A 15,789-nucleotide genomic window follows, 5' to 3' on the forward strand; every position below is an offset into this window, starting at 1 on the left:
CAAAGGACCGCGCATGCGTGCCATCATCCTCGCTGCGGGCCTCGGCCTGCGTCTCCAGCAACCGCCGGAAGCCCAGTTCCCGAAGTGCCTGTTGCAGTTCGACGGTATGAGCCTGCTCGAACGGCATCTGCAGATGCTCGAAACCGCCGGCGTGACAGAAGTCGTGCTGGCGCTCGGTTTTCAGCCCGAGTCGGTGCAGGCGGAACTGGCGCGCATCAACTGGCCGCACAAGGTTGAAACCGTGCTGAACACGCGTTACGACCTGGGCAGCGTGCTGACGGTGCACACGGTGGCCGGGGCGCTCACGCGCGGCGGCGACGTGCTGCTGATGGACGCCGACGTGCTCTACGACGAGCGCATCCTGGCCGCGCTGGTCGCGGGCGAGACGGTCAACCGTCTGTTGATCGACCGCGATTTCGAAGCCGGCGACGAGCCCGTGAAGCTTTGCCTGAAAGGCGGCGTGCCGGTCGAATTGCGCAAGCAGCTCGCTGTCAATCTGGAGTACGACACCATTGGCGAATCGGTCGGCTTTTTCCGCTTCCGTCAAGAAACGGCCGAGCGCTTTGCACAAATCGTGGCAGGTTATATCGACAGCGGCCGGGCCAATCTGCCGCACGAAGAAGCGGTGCGCGACCTGCTGCTCGAGCGCAGCCAGGTGTTCGATACCGCCGACGTCACCGGCGCGCCGTGGATCGAAATCGACTTCCCGAACGACGTCGCTCGCGCGACCGCTGAGATCTTGCCGCAGTTGCAGCCGCTCGTCAGCGCGTCGCGTTGACATCCCGCTGACGGCGAGACACTGCGCAAAGAGCCGGCTCCGTGCCGGCTCTTTGTCATTCAAGCATTATCCGGGCGCATCGCAACTTCCGTTGCCGCTGCAATGCCATAATCGACGCTTTATACCGACGGCCCTGCCAACCGTCGCCCTGCCAATGCCTTTCGCTTTAGGCGCTTTCATTGTTCCGCTGATCGTCGCGTGTGCGATGTTCATGGAAAACGTGGACGGCACGGTCATCGTGACGTCGCTGCCGGTTCTGGCGCGCGATCTGGGTCAGGACCCCATCACCCTCAAGCTGGCCGTCACCGCGTATGTGATCGGCCTCGGTGTCTTCATTCCGATCTGCGGCTGGGTCGCGGACCGCTTCGGTTCGCGCACGGTGTTTCGCACGGCCATCGGCATCTTCATGGCCGGCTCGCTGATGTGCGCGGCATCGACCTCGCTTGGCATGTTCGTGGTCGCGCGCTTCGTGCAAGGCATTGGCGGCGCGATGATGGTGCCGGTGGGGCGCATCATCATTTTCCGTTCAGTGCCGAAATCGGACTTCATACGCGCGGTCAATTATCTGACGGTGCCGGCGCTGCTCGGGCCTGTCGTCGGGCCGCCGCTCGGTGGCTTCATCACCACGTATCTGCATTGGCGCCTGATCTTCTTCGTCAATATTCCGATTGGTTTGATCGGCATCTGGCTCGCCAATAAACACATCGCCAACGTGCGCGAAGCGCATCCAGGCAGGCTCGACTGGACCGGCTTCCTGTTGTCCGCGAGCGGCGCTTCGCTGTTCATGCTCGGACTTTCGCTGGTGGGCGGCGAACTGGTGCCGGACATCGTGTCGATCGGCATGTGCGCTGTGGGCGTCGTGTTGCTGGTGGGTTACGTGCTGTACGCGAATCGCGTGGAGTTGCCGGTCCTCGATCTGCGCCTTTTGCGTATTCCAAGTTTTCATGCAAGCGTGGCGGGCGGGTCGCTCTTTCGCATCGGTCTCGGCGCCGTGCCGTTTCTGTTGCCGCTCGCGTTGCAGGAAGGGCTCGGCATGACTCCGTTTCTGTCGGGTTCGATCACATGCGCGTCCGCATTCGGCTCGATCTTCATGAAGGCCGCGACCTCGCGCATACTCGGACGCTTTGGCTTTCGCACCGTGCTGATGGTCAACGCGGCCTGCGCGGGCATTGCCATTGCGATATACGGCCTGTTCTTTCCCGGCACGCCGCACTGGTTGATCTGGTGCGTCGTGCTGGTCGGCGGCTTCTTTCCGTCGTTGCAGTTCACGTCGTTGAACACGTTGGCGTACGCCGATATCCCCAGCCGCGACGTGGGCCGCGCGACGAGCGTCGCAAGCGTGATCCAGCAGCTTTCGCTCGGGCTGGGCGTGACCATCGGGGGCATCGTGCTGCAGATTTCGCACAACGTGCAGGGTCATTCGCGCATCGTCTTCTCGGACTTCTGGCCGGCGTTTGTCGTGGTCGGCCTGTTCTCATTCCTGTCGATTCCGGTCACGGCACGTTTGCCGCACGACGCCGGCGATGAAATCGCCCGCGGCCGCCGCGGCACGGCGTGACGCCTGATGAGGATTCGCTGGTTTGGTGTGCCGCGGCAGTCTTCCTACGGGCTACCGCGGCTTCGCAAAGAGCCTGTTCACATGTTATAAGCCCCAGGGGAACTGAAGTTATCGTCTGGTGAAACAGTCGTCTTGGGGGATATCAATGAAGTTGTTCCGCAACGCCAAATCGTCCGCCAGCGGATTCGCGCTGGCCGCACTGCTGTCTGTTTCCGTCGGTTTTCTCGAGGCCACGCCGGCAGTCGCGAAGCCGCCCGCGAAAGCCCAGCCGGCTGTCCTGACCGCGTCCGCGATCGCGGTTGCCGACGAGTACAGCGCCGACGCCGCCGAACAGATCTTCAAGGAAGGCGGCAACGCGGTCGACGCCGCGGTCGCCATCGCCTTCACGCTTGCCGTGACTTATCCGGAAGCGGGCAACATCGGCGGCGGCGGTTTCATGACGCTGTATGTGGGCGGTAAGCCATACTTTCTCGACTATCGCGAGCGCGCGCCGCTGGCGGCCACGAAGAACATGTATCTCGACGACAAGGGCGAGGTCGTCAAGGGCATGAGCCTGTACGGCTACCGTGCCGTGGGCGTGCCCGGTACCGTCGACGGCATGTGGCAGGCGCAGCGCCGCTTCGGCAAGCTCAAATGGAAGCAGGTACTCGCACCGGCCATCCACTACGCGCGCGACGGCTTCACGGTCAGCGAGCAACTGCAGGAGCGTCGCGACGCGGCAGCGAAAGAATTTGCCGGCAAGACGAACTTCGACACCTACTTCGGCAACCTGAAGCAAGGCGTCAACTTCAAGCAACCCGATCTGGCCGCCGTGTTGCAGCGCATTTCGGACCAGGGCGCGAAAGACTTCTACTCGGGCAAGACAGCGGACCTGATCGCTGAATCCATGCGCGGTCACGGCCTCATTACGAAGGCGGATCTGCAGCAGTACAAGGCCGTGTGGCGCCAGCCGATCCAGGCCGACTGGAAAGGCTACCGCGTGTACACCGCGCCGCCTCCGAGCTCGGGCGGCATAGGTCTCGTGCAATTGCTGAAGATGAAGGCGGACCGCGAAGCGGACTTCAAGGACGTCCCGCTCAATTCGGCGCAATACATCCATCTGATCGCGGAAATCGAAAAGCGCGTGTTCGCCGACCGTGCGCAATATCTCGGCGACCCCGACTTCTACAAGGTGCCGGTCGCGCAATTGACCGACGACGCGTACCTCGCGAAGCGTGCCTCTGAGGTCAATCCGGAAGCCCCGTCGGACACGAAGAGCGTGCAGCCCGGACTTGGCACGTCGATGCCGGAGAAAGCGGAAACCACGCATTTCTCTGTAGTCGACAAGTGGGGTAACGCGGTGTCGAACACCTACACGGTGAACGGTTACTTCGGTTCGGGCGTGGTCGCGGATCGCACGGGCATTGTGCTGAACGACGAGATGGACGACTTCTCCGCGAAGCCGGGCGTGGCCAACATGTTCGGCGTGGTGGGCAGCGACGCGAATTCCATTGAACCCAAGAAGCGCCCGCTGTCTTCCATGAGCCCGACGATTCTCACGAAAGACGGCAAGGTCTCGCTCGTAATCGGCACGCCGGGCGGCTCGCGCATCTTCACGTCGATCTTCCAGGTGATCAACAACATCTACGACTTCAATATGCCGTTGCCGGCGGCGGTCGGCGCGATGCGTTTCCATCACCAGTTGCTGCCGCCGAACACGATTTTCTGGGAGCCGTACCAGCCGATCGACGGCGAACTCGCCAAGCAGGTGGAAGCGAAGGGCTATACGCTGAAGGCCCAGAATTTCGACGGCGATATTCAGGCAATCAAGATCAATGACGAAACGCCGGAGCCCGCAGCCGACCCTCGCGGCCGCGGCGTCACGCGGATCATTCAGTAAGCGTTTTTCGAATGGCGTGGACGGCGTGTCGATCGCGGCGCGCCGTTCACAAACAGAAGACCTCGCGCTCGAAAGAGTTCGAGGTTTTTTTACGCGCGATCAGCTTGCCTGTTCCACCGGCGTCAGCGTCAATTCGAGCCGTTGCGCGCCGCGCAGCACCGTCACGTTGACGGGTTTGTCGATCCGCGACGCGTCGAGTGTGCGTTGCAGCCCATCCACATCCTGCACCGGCAGCGAGTCGATTGCGACGATGGTGTCGTCGGTGCGCAGACCGCCCGCCGCGGCCGGACTGCCTTTGACGATTTCCATCACATGCACGGCGCTTTGCGCGCTCAAACCGAAGTAGCGCTGTACGCGGCGCGACAGCGGCGTCGTCGTGCCCGCCACGCCGATATACGCTCGCCGCACGCGGCCATGCGCGAAAATCTGCATGATGACCCACTTCGCCGTGTCGATAGCGGTGGCGAAGCAGATGGCCTGCGCGCCCGGAATGATCGCGGTATTCACGCCGATCACCTGGCCCGCCGAATTGATCAACGGACCACCCGAATTGCCGGGATTGAGCGCGGCGTCCGTCTGAATCACGTCGTAAATCATGCGGCCAGAGTTAGAGCGCAGCGAGCGGCCGAGCGCCGATACGACACCCGTCGTCACCGTTTGCGCGAGACCGAGCGGATTGCCGACCGCGATGGCGATCTGCCCGACACGCAGCTTCGACGAGTCGCCGAGTTCCACATGTGGCAGCGGCTCGGGCGAGCCGATTCGCAGCACGGCCAGATCGCTGCCGGGGTCGTCGCCGACCAGATCGGCGTCGAACCTGGAGCCGTCGGCGAGCGTGACCTGAATGTGGGTCGCGCCATGCACGACGTGGCTGTTGGTCAGCAAGTAGCCGTCTGGCGTGAAGATGAAGCCTGAGCCCGTGCCGCCGCGAGCGCCGCGGTCGCGCGCGGCGGCGCCCGCCAGCCGGCGTTCGACGGAAATGAAGGCGACGGCCTGCTGCACGCGTTCCAGCGCGCCAATGACGGTGCGCGAGTAGGCGTCGAGCAGGGCGTCGTCGGATAGGGGATTGAGGTGGTTCGGCCCGGGGGCGTCGGATGCGGCGCGCGACAGGTCATCAATGAAGCGTGGACGGCTTCCCATGGCGATGCTCCGGATAAACGGAATTGCAGATGCGGGGCGCGGTCGGGCTTTTCAAGTGCGGGTCCGGTCAGGCCCGCTTGGCTCGCTTGGCCCGCTCCGGCAGGGATTGACCGTATGCACCGCAGTCGGCCGTCGCCGACGTAAAGCGAGTTTCCGGCGTGTGAGACACTGTGATGCAACCACGAGCCGTCCGCGACCGCACGCCAAGGAGACCGCCGTCATGAACCAGCCCGCCCATCCGTCCGACGAGACCGATGCTTCGGCTTCGTCTGCTTCATCCCCCGAGGCCGCGCCGGCCGAACCGCGGATCGAGGCGCTCAGCGCTATCACGCTCGCCACCGGCAATATGCTGGAAGCGGTGCGTTTCTACGAAGCCCTCGGTTTTCCGCTCAAATTCGGCGGTGGGCAAGCCGCATTTACGTCGTTTGCGTTCGGCGGCACGTATCTGAATCTGATCGCCGATTCGCGTGCGCCGGTCAGCTGGTGGGGCCGCGTGATCATCTACGTGTCGGATGTCGATGCGATTTATCGCAAGGCGCTGGCGGCCGGATTCGAGCCGTCGCTCGAGCCCTCCGATGCGCCGTGGGGCGAGCGTTATTTTCATATCGCCGATCCGGACGGCCACGAGCTCAGCTTCGCAAAACCGTTGCGTTAGCGAGCGGCGTCGGCGTGAAACTCGCTATCATTAACCGGCTGCGGTAACACGGCTGACACCGGACGCACCGATAATCTGGCGCGCCCGCGTCGCTTTTGCCGCCGCGAGCCTGATCATTTTCGTCGCCAGGAGAGCCGCAATGAAAGAGCAGGATCCGAGACCTGAAGCCGAGTTGCTCGTGGAGCGGCAACGCCGTTTCGAGGAAGACCTCATCGACGCGTACGACGAGGAACTCGAGATGGAGGTCGACGACCGCATTCTCGACGGCGCCGAAGGCTTCACGCCCGAGAACCGCGAAGCACGCAAGGTGTATTTTCGCGAGCTGTTCCGGTTGCAGGGCGAGCTCGTCAAATTGCAGGACTGGATCGTGCAGACGGGGCATCGTCTCGTGGTGATTTTCGAGGGGCGCGATGCCGCGGGCAAGGGCGGCGCGATCAAACGCATCACGCAGCGGCTCAATCCGCGCGTGTGCCGCGTTGCGGCATTGCCCGCACCGAACAACCGCGAGCGCACGCAATGGTATTTCCAGCGCTACGTCTCGCAGCTGCCCGCCGGCGGCGAGATGGTGCTGTTCGACCGCAGCTGGTACAACCGGGCGGGCGTCGAGCGCGTGATGAATTTCTGCACCGACGAAGAATACGAAGAGTTCTTTCGCTCGGTGCCCGAGTTCGAAAAGATGCTCGTGCGCAGCGGCGTGCAGATCGTCAAATACTGGTTCTCTATCACCGACGAAGAGCAGGAGATCCGCTTCCAGAACCGCATTCACGACCCGCTGAAGCAGTGGAAGCTCAGTCCGATGGACCTGGAAAGCCGGCGCCGTTGGGAGGCTTATACGCTCGCAAAAGAGGTGATGCTGCAGCGCTCGCATATTCCCGAGGCGCCGTGGTGGGTCGTGCAGGCAGTGGACAAGAAACGGGCGCGCCTGAACTGCATTCACCATCTGCTGAGCCAGGTGCCGTATCACGAGATCGAGCATCCGCGGGTCGAATTGCCGGCGCGCGTTTATCACGACGAGTACAGCCGTCAGCCGGTGCCGGCTTCAATGATCGTGCCCGAGGTGTATTGAGCGGTTCGACCGGGCTTGTATTCGAAGTGGAAGAAACGAAAAAGCGCGGCACATGCCGCGCTTTTTCGTTATGCCGGTTCCATGCTGCATGTGCATGGGCGGCCGCGAACGGACTGATTAGAACACGGCGCGGAACAGCCAGTACAAGCCCGCCGCGAGCGCGATGGAGGCCGGCAGCGTCAGCACCCACGCGAGCACGAGGCTGCGCACGGTCGCCCATTGCAAGCCCGAGCCGTTGGCCGCCATCGTACCGGCTACGCCCGAAGACAGGACATGTGTCGTGGACACCGGCAGACCGTACATGTCGGCCGCGCCGATCGTCATCATCGCAACGAGTTCGGCCGACGCGCCCTGTCCGTACGTCAGGTGTTTGCTTGCCGATTTCTTCGCCGACGGTCACCACGATCCGCTTCCATCCGACCATCGTGCCGAAGCCCAGCGCGATAGCCACCGCGACCTTTACCCACGTCGGGATGAACTTGGTGGCGTGATCCGTCTGCGCCTTGAAGTTGTCGATGGCCTTGGCGTCTTCCGGAGCAAAGGCGGGTTGCTTCGCCTTGTCCATCAGACGGATCGCCTCCGACGCCACGTACATGTTGTTGCGCACGTTGTCGACGATGCCTTGCGGAACGGCCGCCATTGAACCGGATGTGCGCACCTGGTTGGCGATGATATCCGTGAGTTGCTTCAAGGCGGGCAACGTCGCGGGCGTCAGTTGATGCGTGCGCACATACGCTTCGACATCGGCGCGCGGATTGGCGGAAGGCGGCGCGCCATTCGTGTAGCGCGCAAGCGCGCCCGACGTTTGCTCCGCGACCGCGATGAAGCTCTGCGTTTGAGCGGGCGTGACGGCCTTGTTCAGCGCATACGCCGTCGGCACGGTGCCGATCAGGATCAGCATGATGAGGCCCATGCCTTTCTGGCCGTCGTTCGAACCGTGCGCAAACGAAACGCCGGTGCAGGTCAGGATCAGCAGACTGCGAATCCAGAACGGCGGCGGCTCCTTGCCCTTCGGCTCGGCATAGAGCGCGGGAATGCGCACGACGGCTTTGAGAATCATCAGCAGCAATCCGGCTGCGAGAAAACATATGAGCGGCGAGAACAGCAACGACTTGCCCACGCCAAGCGCCTGGTTCCAGTCCACGCCACTCGTGCCGTTCACGCCGTGCATCAACTGATTCATCAAACCGACGCCTATGATCGAGCCGATCAGCGTATGCGAGCTCGACGACGGCAAGCCGAAATACCAGGTCCCGAGGTTCCAGATGATTGCCGCGATCAGCAGCGCGAACACCATCGAGAAACCCGCGCTGCTGCCCACTTGCAGGATCAGCTCAACCGGCAGCAGTTGCAGGATGCCGAACGCGACCGCGCCGCTCGAGGTCAGCACGCCCAGAAAATTCCACGCGCCGGACCACACGACCGCGAGATTCGGCGCAAGCGAATGTGTATAGATGACGGTGGCCACGGCGTTCGCGGTGTCGTGAAAGCCGTTGACGAATTCGAATCCAAGTGCGATCAGCAGCGCGACGCCGAGCAGCAGATACGGCAGGATGGAACTCTCGCGCACGGGTTGCAGATCGCCCGCGAGCTGCACACTGCAATAGCCCACGCCGGCTACGATCACGGCCAGGAAAATCGCGAGACCGAGATTGCGCCCCTTGCCACTTACCGCGCTGGGTTGCGGGTAGGAAACTTCCGGCATGACGTGTGCCCCCTGGAGGAATGTCGGGAACTGCCGATCCTGCGGGGCATATGTGTCTGTACGATGACACTTGCATCGGGCGGATGCACAAGAGCGGGCATCCGCCTACATCTGGCGGGCAGCGCCTTGGCTCACGGCCCGAAGGCAGTGCCGAGTAGCATGCAGGAATCGATTTTGCTACGCTGGGGATGACCGGGCATACATATCGAGGGAAATTCGATGAAGCGCGACAGTCGCAAGGAAAGCCGCAAGGCGGACGGAGGGGCGTCGGCCGCCGATTCGGCCGTGCAGGAGCCCACGGCGCACGCGGCGTTTGCGTCGTATGCGGCTCCGCTCGTGAGCGACGCGATAGGATTCGCGAATGCAGTACGCGAAGATCCATCGCCTGAAGCGCTGCACAAGCTGAGGGTTTCGCTACGCCGTTTGCGGTCTTTGTGGTGGGCCTTCGCGCCGCTCCTCGAGAAGGGCGAAAACACGCGGCAACGCGCGCTGTACAAGTATCTGGCCACTGCAGCCGGCAAAACCCGCGACTGGGACATCCTGATCGAACTCCTCGGGCAGGAAGATAGCGGTGCGCGCAACCTCGCGCCGAAGCTCGAGCAAGCGCGCGGCGATGCGCTCGCAACGAGTCGCGAGACGCTGTCGAACGCGGACGTCAAGCATCTGTTGCGCGACGCGTTGACGAGCGCATCGACGGAGATCAACACGACGCACGAACGCGTGCCGCTGAGCAAGTTCGCGGGCAAGCGTGTGGCAGCCTCGGAGCGTTCGTTGTTAAAGCGCGCCAAACGCGCGCGCCGCGCAAAAACTTCGAACTACGCCGCTTTTCACGGCGTGAGGAAAGCCGGCAAGAAGCTTCGCTATCTGCTCGAATTTTTCCAGCCGGTTTTGAGCGGGAGCCACAAGCGCACGCTCAAGCGGCTCAAGCAGGTGCAAAAACGTTTCGGTAAGCTAAACGATATTGTCGCGAGTGAAATGTTGCTGCGCGACAATGCGAGCTTATTCGCCGGATCGGGCGACACCGACGCGGTGCTGCACTGGTTGCACAAGGAGCGCAAACGCCGCATGCGTTCGGCGGCCGGACTGTTGCGCAAGCTATAACGCGCTGACTGGCTGCTGGCGTTTGCGCTGCGCGGCAAGTTGCGCGCAGGCCGCGCTGACGCGTCTCGCCGGCACCGACCCGCTGACCGGGCTTAGCTTAGACGGGCCAGCCGTTGTTCATGCGCTTGCGCGGCTTCGCGGCGCGAAGCCGCGAAGTGTCACGGCGTTTCCTGCGTCTCCATGGAATCCGCCGCGTAATCCGCCTACTGACTGTGCTAGCCGGCTCGAGCGCGGCTCGTCGGCAAGCAGCAGGCCCACCGGAAAGCCGCGCCGCTGCCATGCATCCAGCCCTCCGCGCAGCGCGCGAATCCGCGTATAGCCATAGTTGCGCATCCGCACGCTGATCTCGGCAGCTGTCGCGCTGTCCGGGCACACGCAGTAAATCACCATGTCATAGGCGCGCAGCGCGAAGTCGATCTGTTCCGGCGAATGCGGGTCGAGTGCGTATGCGCCCGGAATCGGCGGCGCGGCGTCGAGCGCTGCGCCCGGTGGGCGTGCGTCGAGCACCTTGGGTGTCGGCTTGCGGGCCGCCGTGCGGCCCGATACTTGCGGCTGCGCGCCGTCATCGGCGAGCGCGGCTTGCCGGCGTGCCCGCCGCTGCAGAAAAAGGCGATAGGCGAGATACAGCAACGCGGCGCCCAGCAGCAGGTCGATCACCGTGCCGCCTTGCGCTCTGACAAACTCGAACAGCATATGCAGTTGCCGTTCCGCTGCCGCGCCGCCGAGCAGCCAGAAAGCGGCCCACGCCATTGCGCCGGTAAGGTCCCAGACTGCGTAGATGCGGGCGTCGACGGCCGTGGTGCCCATCAGCGGCGGCGTGATCAACGCAAGGCCAGGGACGAACTTCGAGATCGACACCAGCGGCACGCCGAAGCGCTCGAACATCGAGCGGGCCCGTTCGACGCGGGCATCGAGAGCGGGCAGCATCTGACCGAGCACGCCAATCAACTTGCGGCCATATAGGCGGCCGGCGGCGAACCACGCGCCGTCGCCGATCAACGCGCCCAACACCGCGGCGCATAGCACCGGCCAGAACGACAGCGTGCCCGCCGCAATCGCGGAGCCGGCAAACAACAGCACGGGCACGGCAGGAATCGGCACGCCGAGTCGCGTCAACAGCACGTTGCCGAAGACGACCGCGCCGCCCCAAGCGGATACCGCCGACGACGGAAACTCTACCAATTGAGCGGCTCCTGAGTTCTTGTTGGGAAGTTGAAGGGGCCTATTGTTGCCCGGCTCGTCCACTGATGCAAAGACCGTTCCCGTCGCGCTCGGGCTTCTCCCTTCGATCAGGATACTCGATGGATCGCCCGCGAGGGCCACGGTGCAACGCGCTGCAATTTCGTTCAAGACCGCCTGCCGACGCATGTTTAAGCTGCGTGCTCGTCCCTTTGCCTCGGAGTTGCACGATGAATTCACGGTACATCGGCTATATGTGCTGCGCGCTGGCGATGGTCGGCGTCGGCAGCACGGTGGTGGTGAGCAAGTCGATTGCGGCGGGATTGCCGCCGTTCAGCGCGACCGCGCTGCGCTTCGCGATCGCGTTTCCGTTGTTTGTGCTGATCATGCGCTGGCGCGGCGTGCGCTGGCCGCGCCTCGACCGGCGCGACGCCGCGCTGGTCGTCGCGCAGGCCGCGGCGGGCAGCGTCGGCTATACGGTGTTGCTCATCAGCGGGATGAAACTAGCCTCGGCCGGCGATGCGGGTGTGATCGCGGGCACGTTGCCCGCAGTGTCGGCGGTGGTCGCGATGCTGGCGCTGGGCGAGCGGCCGTCGCCCGCGCTGCTCGGTGCGATCGGTCTCGCCACGGCGGGCGTGCTTGCTTGCACCGTGCGTCCCGGCGAAAGCGCTGTGCCGCACGCAGGCAGTTCTTCTATCCTGGGCAATGCGCTGGTGTTCGCGGCGATTGTCTGCGAGGCGCTTTTCATTCTGCTTAATCGCAAGCTGCGCACGCCGGTCGCGCCGCTGCCGTTGTCGGCGTTGATGTGCGGCGTCGGCTTCGCGGTCTCGATCGTGCCCGCGTGTTTTGAAAGAGCCTGGAGCATGTCGCTCGACGCCGGCGCTCTGAGCGGCGTGCTGTATTACGCGCTCGTGCCGACCGTGGCCGGCTTCGTTCTCTGGTATGAGGGCGCCGCGCGCGTGAGCGGCGCGGAGGCCGGCTTGACGACCGCGCTCGTGCCGGTCAGTGCGTTGGCGTTGGCCGCGCTGCTGTTGCACGAGCCGGTTAGCGCGGCGCAACTTGCGGGCGTTGCCTGTGTGCTCGGCGCCGTGACGCTCGCGACGTTCGGGCAAACGCGCAGCACGCGCAAGGCGGCGTGAGGCACGCGTTGTGTCGTGCGTGCCCGGCTAAAAATCCGCTCTTACGTGTTGGGCACCGCCACGGCGCCGGGATTGCCGACTATTGCCAGAAACTCGCGGCGCGTGGACGGGTCCGTGCGGAACGTGCCGAGCATGCGCGACGTGACCATTGTCACGCCGGCTTTGTGCACGCCGCGCGTCGACATGCACTGATGCGCGGCTTCGAGAATTACGCCGACGCCTGCGGGTTGCAGTACATCGTTCAACGTATCGGCGATCTGCACGGTCATCTTTTCCTGGATCTGCAGGCGCTTTGCGAATGCGTCGACGAGACGAGCGAGCTTCGAGATGCCGACAACGCGGTGCCCTGGCAGATACGCGACATGCGCGCGCCCGATGATCGGCACCATGTGATGTTCGCAATAGCTTTCGAAGCGGATGTCCTTCAGCACGATCATCTCGTCGTAGCCATCCACCTCGGAAAACGTGCGAGCGAGGAGTTCGCGCGGATCGACCTGATAGCCCGCATAGAACTCTTCATAAGAGCGCACCACGCGCGCCGGTGTGTCGATAAGGCCCTCGCGCTGCGGATCGTCGCCGGCCCAACGCAGCAGCACGCGCACGGCTGCTTCTGCTTCTTCACGGCTCGGACGGCCGTTCGTGGCCGCCGGTGTTGTTTGTTCTGTCTTGCTGCTGGTCATCCGTTGCTCCTCCGGGATCGCGCGTCGGGCCAGGATGGAGCGCGCGGGTTCATGAGTGGGGTCATTGTTCCATGTTTACGCCCGATCGTGCCGATGCCCCTTCCGACGTCGCGGGGCTGACGGCTTCATTTCGGCCATTCGTCCATGGCGTCGTTGAAGAGTTGCGCGACCACGCTACGGAGCCAGCTACCGCGCGGATCGTTATGAAACTTGCGATGCCAATGCTGCCGCAAATCGAAACGCGGCAACGGCAGCGGCGGCTCGACGAGCGTGATCGACGCATGTTCCGATACATACGCGAAGCCGATCGCATGCGGCACCGTCGCGATCAGATCCGTCCGCGCGAGGATGAACGGCAGGCTCATGAAGTGCGGCGTCTCCAGCACTGCGCGCCGCTTGATGCGTTTTTTCACCAGATACTGTTCGAGGACTTCCTGGCTGCGTCCTTCGGCGCGCACCACGGCGTGCCCCGACGCGACGTACTGCGCGAGCGTGAGCGGCGCCTTCGAAAGCGGATGACCGGCGCGCATCAGGCAAATGAAGCGGTGCGTGAAGAGCCGCTGCTGGAAAAAGTTATTACCCGACAGGTCCGGAAAGTAGCCAACGGCGAGATCGACGTCGCCCGATTCGAGCCCGCGTTCGACATGCGCCGGCGACAGCGATACGGAGCGCAGATTCGCATGCGGCGCGCGCTCGGCGAAGAGTTGCAGAAGCCGTGGCAAAAAGACGATCTCACCGACGTCGGAAAGCGCAATCGAGAACGTATGCGTGCTCGTGTCCGGATCGAACTTCTGCGCGTCGAGCATGCCTTTCTCGATCCGCAGAAGCGCGTCGCGCGCGGCCGGCAGAATGGCGAGCGCGCGAGGCGTAGGCTCCATGCCTTTAGACGTGCGCACGAATAGCGGGTCGTCGAAATACTCGCGCAGCCGCCCGAGCGCCGTGCTCACGCGCGGCTGGCTCACGCCGAGTTGCTCCGCCGCACGGCTGACGTTGCGGGTGTCCTCCATCGCGACGAGGTATGGGATCAGATTCAGATCGAGGTTGGTGTCCGACATGCTTTTCGACCGGCGGGCCGTATGAGGCTATTCGATATGTCGATAGAGGGTAGCCGAATAATCGCCGCGCGGGATAGTGGGATTTTCGTTGACCTCCAGGTCAGAAGAGTGCGCACCAGGCCAACAAGCGCGCACCTCATACGGCGGCAACCTATGATTAAGGGAAAGTCCGTGCCTTGACAATGCAGCTGAAGCGCAACCATAATCGCCGAATCGTTCGCTAACCGAATCAGTGTTCACTGTGCGAACAATGCGAGCGAGCTTGCGGACAACTCGCCGCAAAACGGATCGGCGCGCGGACTCGGCTGAACCGAGCGGCGGACAACTGGCGGAAGCTGCCGGCAAACCCGTTTGCCGCAGCCCGCATCGCCCGGAGACCGCCTGCGAAGGCTGCCGTCACGGCGATGCCCGGCGTGCGTAGCGCCTCACAAGGAAATTCGACATGATCAACAAGATTTTCGAGTCACTTGAGTCGGCCGTCGCCGACGTTCACGACGGCGCGACTGTCATGATCGGCGGCTTCGGCACGGCCGGCATGCCGTCGGAGCTGATCGACGCGCTGATCGAGCAGGGCGCGCGCGAACTCACCATCGTCAATAACAATGCCGGTAACGGCGACATTGGCCTCGCGGCGCTGCTCAAGGCGAAGCGCGTGCGCAAGATCATCTGCTCGTTTCCGCGCCAGACGGATTCGTATGTGTTCGACGCGCTGTATCGCGCCGGCGAAATCGAACTCGAACTCGTGCCGCAGGGTAATCTGGCCGAGCGCGTTCGCGCGGCGGGCGCGGGCATCGGCGGATTCTTCACGCCGACCGGCTACGGCACGAAGCTCGCTGAAGGCAAGGAAACGCGTCTGATCGACGGCAGGCACTACGTGCTCGAGTCGCCGCTGCATGCGGATTTCGCGCTCATCAAGGCGTATAAGGGCGACCGCTGGGGCAACCTCGTTTATCGCAAGACGGCTCGCAATTTCGGGCCGATCATGGCTAGCGCGGCGAAAACCGCAATCGTGCAGGTATCGGAAGTCGTGCCGCTCGGCGCACTGGATCCGGAAAACATCGTGACGCCGGGCATTTTCGTGCAGCGCGTGATCGAAGTGCCGCAAGCGGCACATGCTCCGCTGCCCAATCCCCGCGACGCCGCCGCCTGAACCGGAGACCGACATGAAGAAACTGACCCGCGATGAAATGGCCAAGCGCGTTGCACTGGATATTCCGGAAGGCGCGTATGTGAACCTCGGTATTGGCGTGCCGACGCTGGTGGCGAACCACCTCGCAGCCGACAAGGAAATCTTCCTGCACAGCGAAAACGGCCTGCTCGGCATGGGCCCCGCGCCTGCTAAGGGCGAGGAAGACGACGAACTCATCAATGCCGGCAAGCAGCACGTCACGCTGCTGAAAGGCGGCGCGTTTTTCCACCACGCCGATTCGTTCGCGATGATGCGCGGCGGCCACCTCGACTTCTGCGTGCTCGGCGCGTTCCAGGTGTCGGCGAAGGGCGACCTCGCGAACTGGCACACCGGCGCGCCGGACGCGATTCCGGCTGTCGGCGGCGCGATGGATCTCGCGCTCGGCGCGAAACAGGTCTACGTGATGATGGAGCATCTGACCAAGCAGGGCGAAAGCAAGATCGCCGCCGAATGCACGTATCCGGTGACGGGCGTCGGTTGCGTCGGTCGCATTTACACCGACCTGGCCATGATCGACGTCACCGACCAGGGCCTCGTGGTGCGCGAGATTTTCTCGGACATCGACTTCGACGCGCTGCTCGAACTCACGGGTGTGCCGCTGATCGACGGAACGCAGGACGCGCGCGCTGCGTGAGCGCTGCGCTGCGTGCGTCGATACACGTTCA

13 protein-coding genes and 1 pseudogene are annotated in these 15,789 nt (G+C 63.6%); 9 read left to right on the forward strand and 5 right to left on the reverse strand.

The genetic code is table 11. The features are described 5' to 3' along the window. Positions 1-13: 13 nt before the first annotated feature. The 3 genes from RW095_RS17500 to ggt all read left to right on the forward strand — a co-directional run bounded on the left by RW095_RS17500 (position 14) and on the right by ggt (position 4,215). Positions 14-778 carry a phosphocholine cytidylyltransferase family protein gene (locus RW095_RS17500; RefSeq protein ID WP_317017213.1) on the forward strand — a complete coding sequence of 255 codons (765 nt, stop codon included), beginning with the start codon at positions 14-16 and terminating at the stop codon, positions 776-778. A gap of 133 nt (positions 779-911) precedes the next feature. Beyond that, entirely contained in the window at positions 912-2,336 is a 1,425-nt protein-coding gene (locus RW095_RS17505) for an MFS transporter (protein ID WP_317019878.1), read from the forward strand. 145 nt (positions 2,337-2,481) lie between these two features. After that, a complete protein-coding gene (gene ggt, locus RW095_RS17510; RefSeq protein WP_317017215.1) occupies positions 2,482-4,215 on the forward strand; it encodes a gamma-glutamyltransferase in 1,734 nt (577 codons plus the stop codon). A 99-nt stretch (positions 4,216-4,314) separates the two neighbouring features. Here ggt and RW095_RS17515 read toward each other — a convergent pair whose 3' ends face one another. Further along, on the reverse strand, positions 4,315-5,355 hold the full coding sequence (locus RW095_RS17515; protein WP_317017216.1) for a S1C family serine protease: 1,041 nt from the start codon (positions 5,353-5,355) through the stop codon (positions 4,315-4,317). Positions 5,356-5,575: 220 nt separating this feature from the next. Between RW095_RS17515 and RW095_RS17520 the strand changes: the two genes are divergently transcribed. Further along, positions 5,576-6,010, forward strand: coding sequence for a VOC family protein (locus tag RW095_RS17520; protein ID WP_317017218.1), 435 nt, complete (start codon positions 5,576-5,578; stop codon positions 6,008-6,010). A 139-nt stretch (positions 6,011-6,149) separates the two neighbouring features. Then, a complete protein-coding gene (gene ppk2, locus RW095_RS17525) occupies positions 6,150-7,076 on the forward strand; it encodes a polyphosphate kinase 2 (protein ID WP_317017219.1) in 927 nt (308 codons plus the stop codon). Between the two features lie 117 nt (positions 7,077-7,193). Here the strand turns inward: ppk2 and RW095_RS17530 are convergent. Beyond that, positions 7,194-8,781, reverse strand: a pseudogene (locus tag RW095_RS17530) (inorganic phosphate transporter). 219 nt (positions 8,782-9,000) lie between these two features. Between RW095_RS17530 and RW095_RS17535 the strand changes: the two are divergent. Beyond that, the gene (locus RW095_RS17535; RefSeq protein ID WP_317017221.1) at positions 9,001-9,882 is read left to right on the forward strand and encodes a CHAD domain-containing protein; all 882 of its coding nucleotides are present in this window, start codon (positions 9,001-9,003) and stop codon (positions 9,880-9,882) included. Positions 9,883-9,999: 117 nt separating this feature from the next. Here the strand turns inward: RW095_RS17535 and RW095_RS17540 are convergent, their stop codons facing one another. Next, positions 10,000-11,064, reverse strand: coding sequence for a VTT domain-containing protein (locus tag RW095_RS17540; RefSeq protein ID WP_317017222.1), 1,065 nt, complete (start codon positions 11,062-11,064; stop codon positions 10,000-10,002). A 227-nt stretch (positions 11,065-11,291) separates the two neighbouring features. Between RW095_RS17540 and RW095_RS17545 the strand changes: the two genes are divergently transcribed. Beyond that, positions 11,292-12,200: a DMT family transporter gene (locus RW095_RS17545; RefSeq protein ID WP_317017223.1), complete on the forward strand. Its 909-nt coding sequence runs from the start codon at positions 11,292-11,294 to the stop codon at positions 12,198-12,200. A 41-nt stretch (positions 12,201-12,241) separates the two neighbouring features. Here RW095_RS17545 and folE read toward each other — a convergent pair whose 3' ends face one another. Continuing rightward, positions 12,242-12,880 carry a GTP cyclohydrolase I FolE gene (gene folE / locus RW095_RS17550; RefSeq protein WP_317017225.1) on the reverse strand — a complete coding sequence of 213 codons (639 nt, stop codon included), beginning with the start codon at positions 12,878-12,880 and terminating at the stop codon, positions 12,242-12,244. A 125-nt stretch (positions 12,881-13,005) separates the two neighbouring features. Beyond that, positions 13,006-13,935: a LysR family transcriptional regulator gene (locus tag RW095_RS17555; protein WP_317017226.1), complete on the reverse strand. Its 930-nt coding sequence runs from the start codon at positions 13,933-13,935 to the stop codon at positions 13,006-13,008. Between the two features lie 442 nt (positions 13,936-14,377). On the opposite strand from RW095_RS17555, the gene RW095_RS17560 reads away from it, so the two are divergent. Both RW095_RS17560 and RW095_RS17565 read left to right on the forward strand, forming a co-directional pair. Continuing rightward, entirely contained in the window at positions 14,378-15,085 is a 708-nt protein-coding gene (locus RW095_RS17560; protein ID WP_317017228.1) for a 3-oxoacid CoA-transferase subunit A, read from the forward strand. Positions 15,086-15,098: 13 nt separating this feature from the next. Further along, a complete protein-coding gene (locus RW095_RS17565; RefSeq protein WP_317017230.1) occupies positions 15,099-15,758 on the forward strand; it encodes a 3-oxoacid CoA-transferase subunit B in 660 nt (219 codons plus the stop codon). Positions 15,759-15,789 lie beyond the last annotated feature (31 nt).

The sequence above is a fragment of the Paraburkholderia kirstenboschensis genome (assembly GCF_032806925.1).
GTDB lineage: Bacteria > Pseudomonadota > Gammaproteobacteria > Burkholderiales > Burkholderiaceae > Paraburkholderia > Paraburkholderia kirstenboschensis.

Coding starts and splice junctions, on each gene's coding strand:
- RW095_RS17500 (WP_317017213.1), top strand. CDS start 14: ATGCGTGCCATCATCCTCGCTGCGGGCCTCGGCCTGCGTCTCCAGCAA.
- ggt (WP_317017215.1), top strand. CDS start 2,482: ATGAAGTTGTTCCGCAACGCCAAATCGTCCGCCAGCGGATTCGCGCTG.
- RW095_RS17515 (WP_317017216.1), bottom strand. CDS start 5,355: ATGGGAAGCCGTCCACGCTTCATTGATGACCTGTCGCGCGCCGCATCC.
- RW095_RS17520 (WP_317017218.1), top strand. CDS start 5,576: ATGAACCAGCCCGCCCATCCGTCCGACGAGACCGATGCTTCGGCTTCG.
- ppk2 (WP_317017219.1), top strand. CDS start 6,150: ATGAAAGAGCAGGATCCGAGACCTGAAGCCGAGTTGCTCGTGGAGCGG.
- RW095_RS17535 (WP_317017221.1), top strand. CDS start 9,001: ATGAAGCGCGACAGTCGCAAGGAAAGCCGCAAGGCGGACGGAGGGGCG.
- RW095_RS17545 (WP_317017223.1), top strand. CDS start 11,292: ATGAATTCACGGTACATCGGCTATATGTGCTGCGCGCTGGCGATGGTC.
- folE (WP_317017225.1), bottom strand. CDS start 12,880: ATGACCAGCAGCAAGACAGAACAAACAACACCGGCGGCCACGAACGGC.
- RW095_RS17555 (WP_317017226.1), bottom strand. CDS start 13,935: ATGTCGGACACCAACCTCGATCTGAATCTGATCCCATACCTCGTCGCG.
- RW095_RS17560 (WP_317017228.1), top strand. CDS start 14,378: ATGATCAACAAGATTTTCGAGTCACTTGAGTCGGCCGTCGCCGACGTT.
- RW095_RS17565 (WP_317017230.1), top strand. CDS start 15,099: ATGAAGAAACTGACCCGCGATGAAATGGCCAAGCGCGTTGCACTGGAT.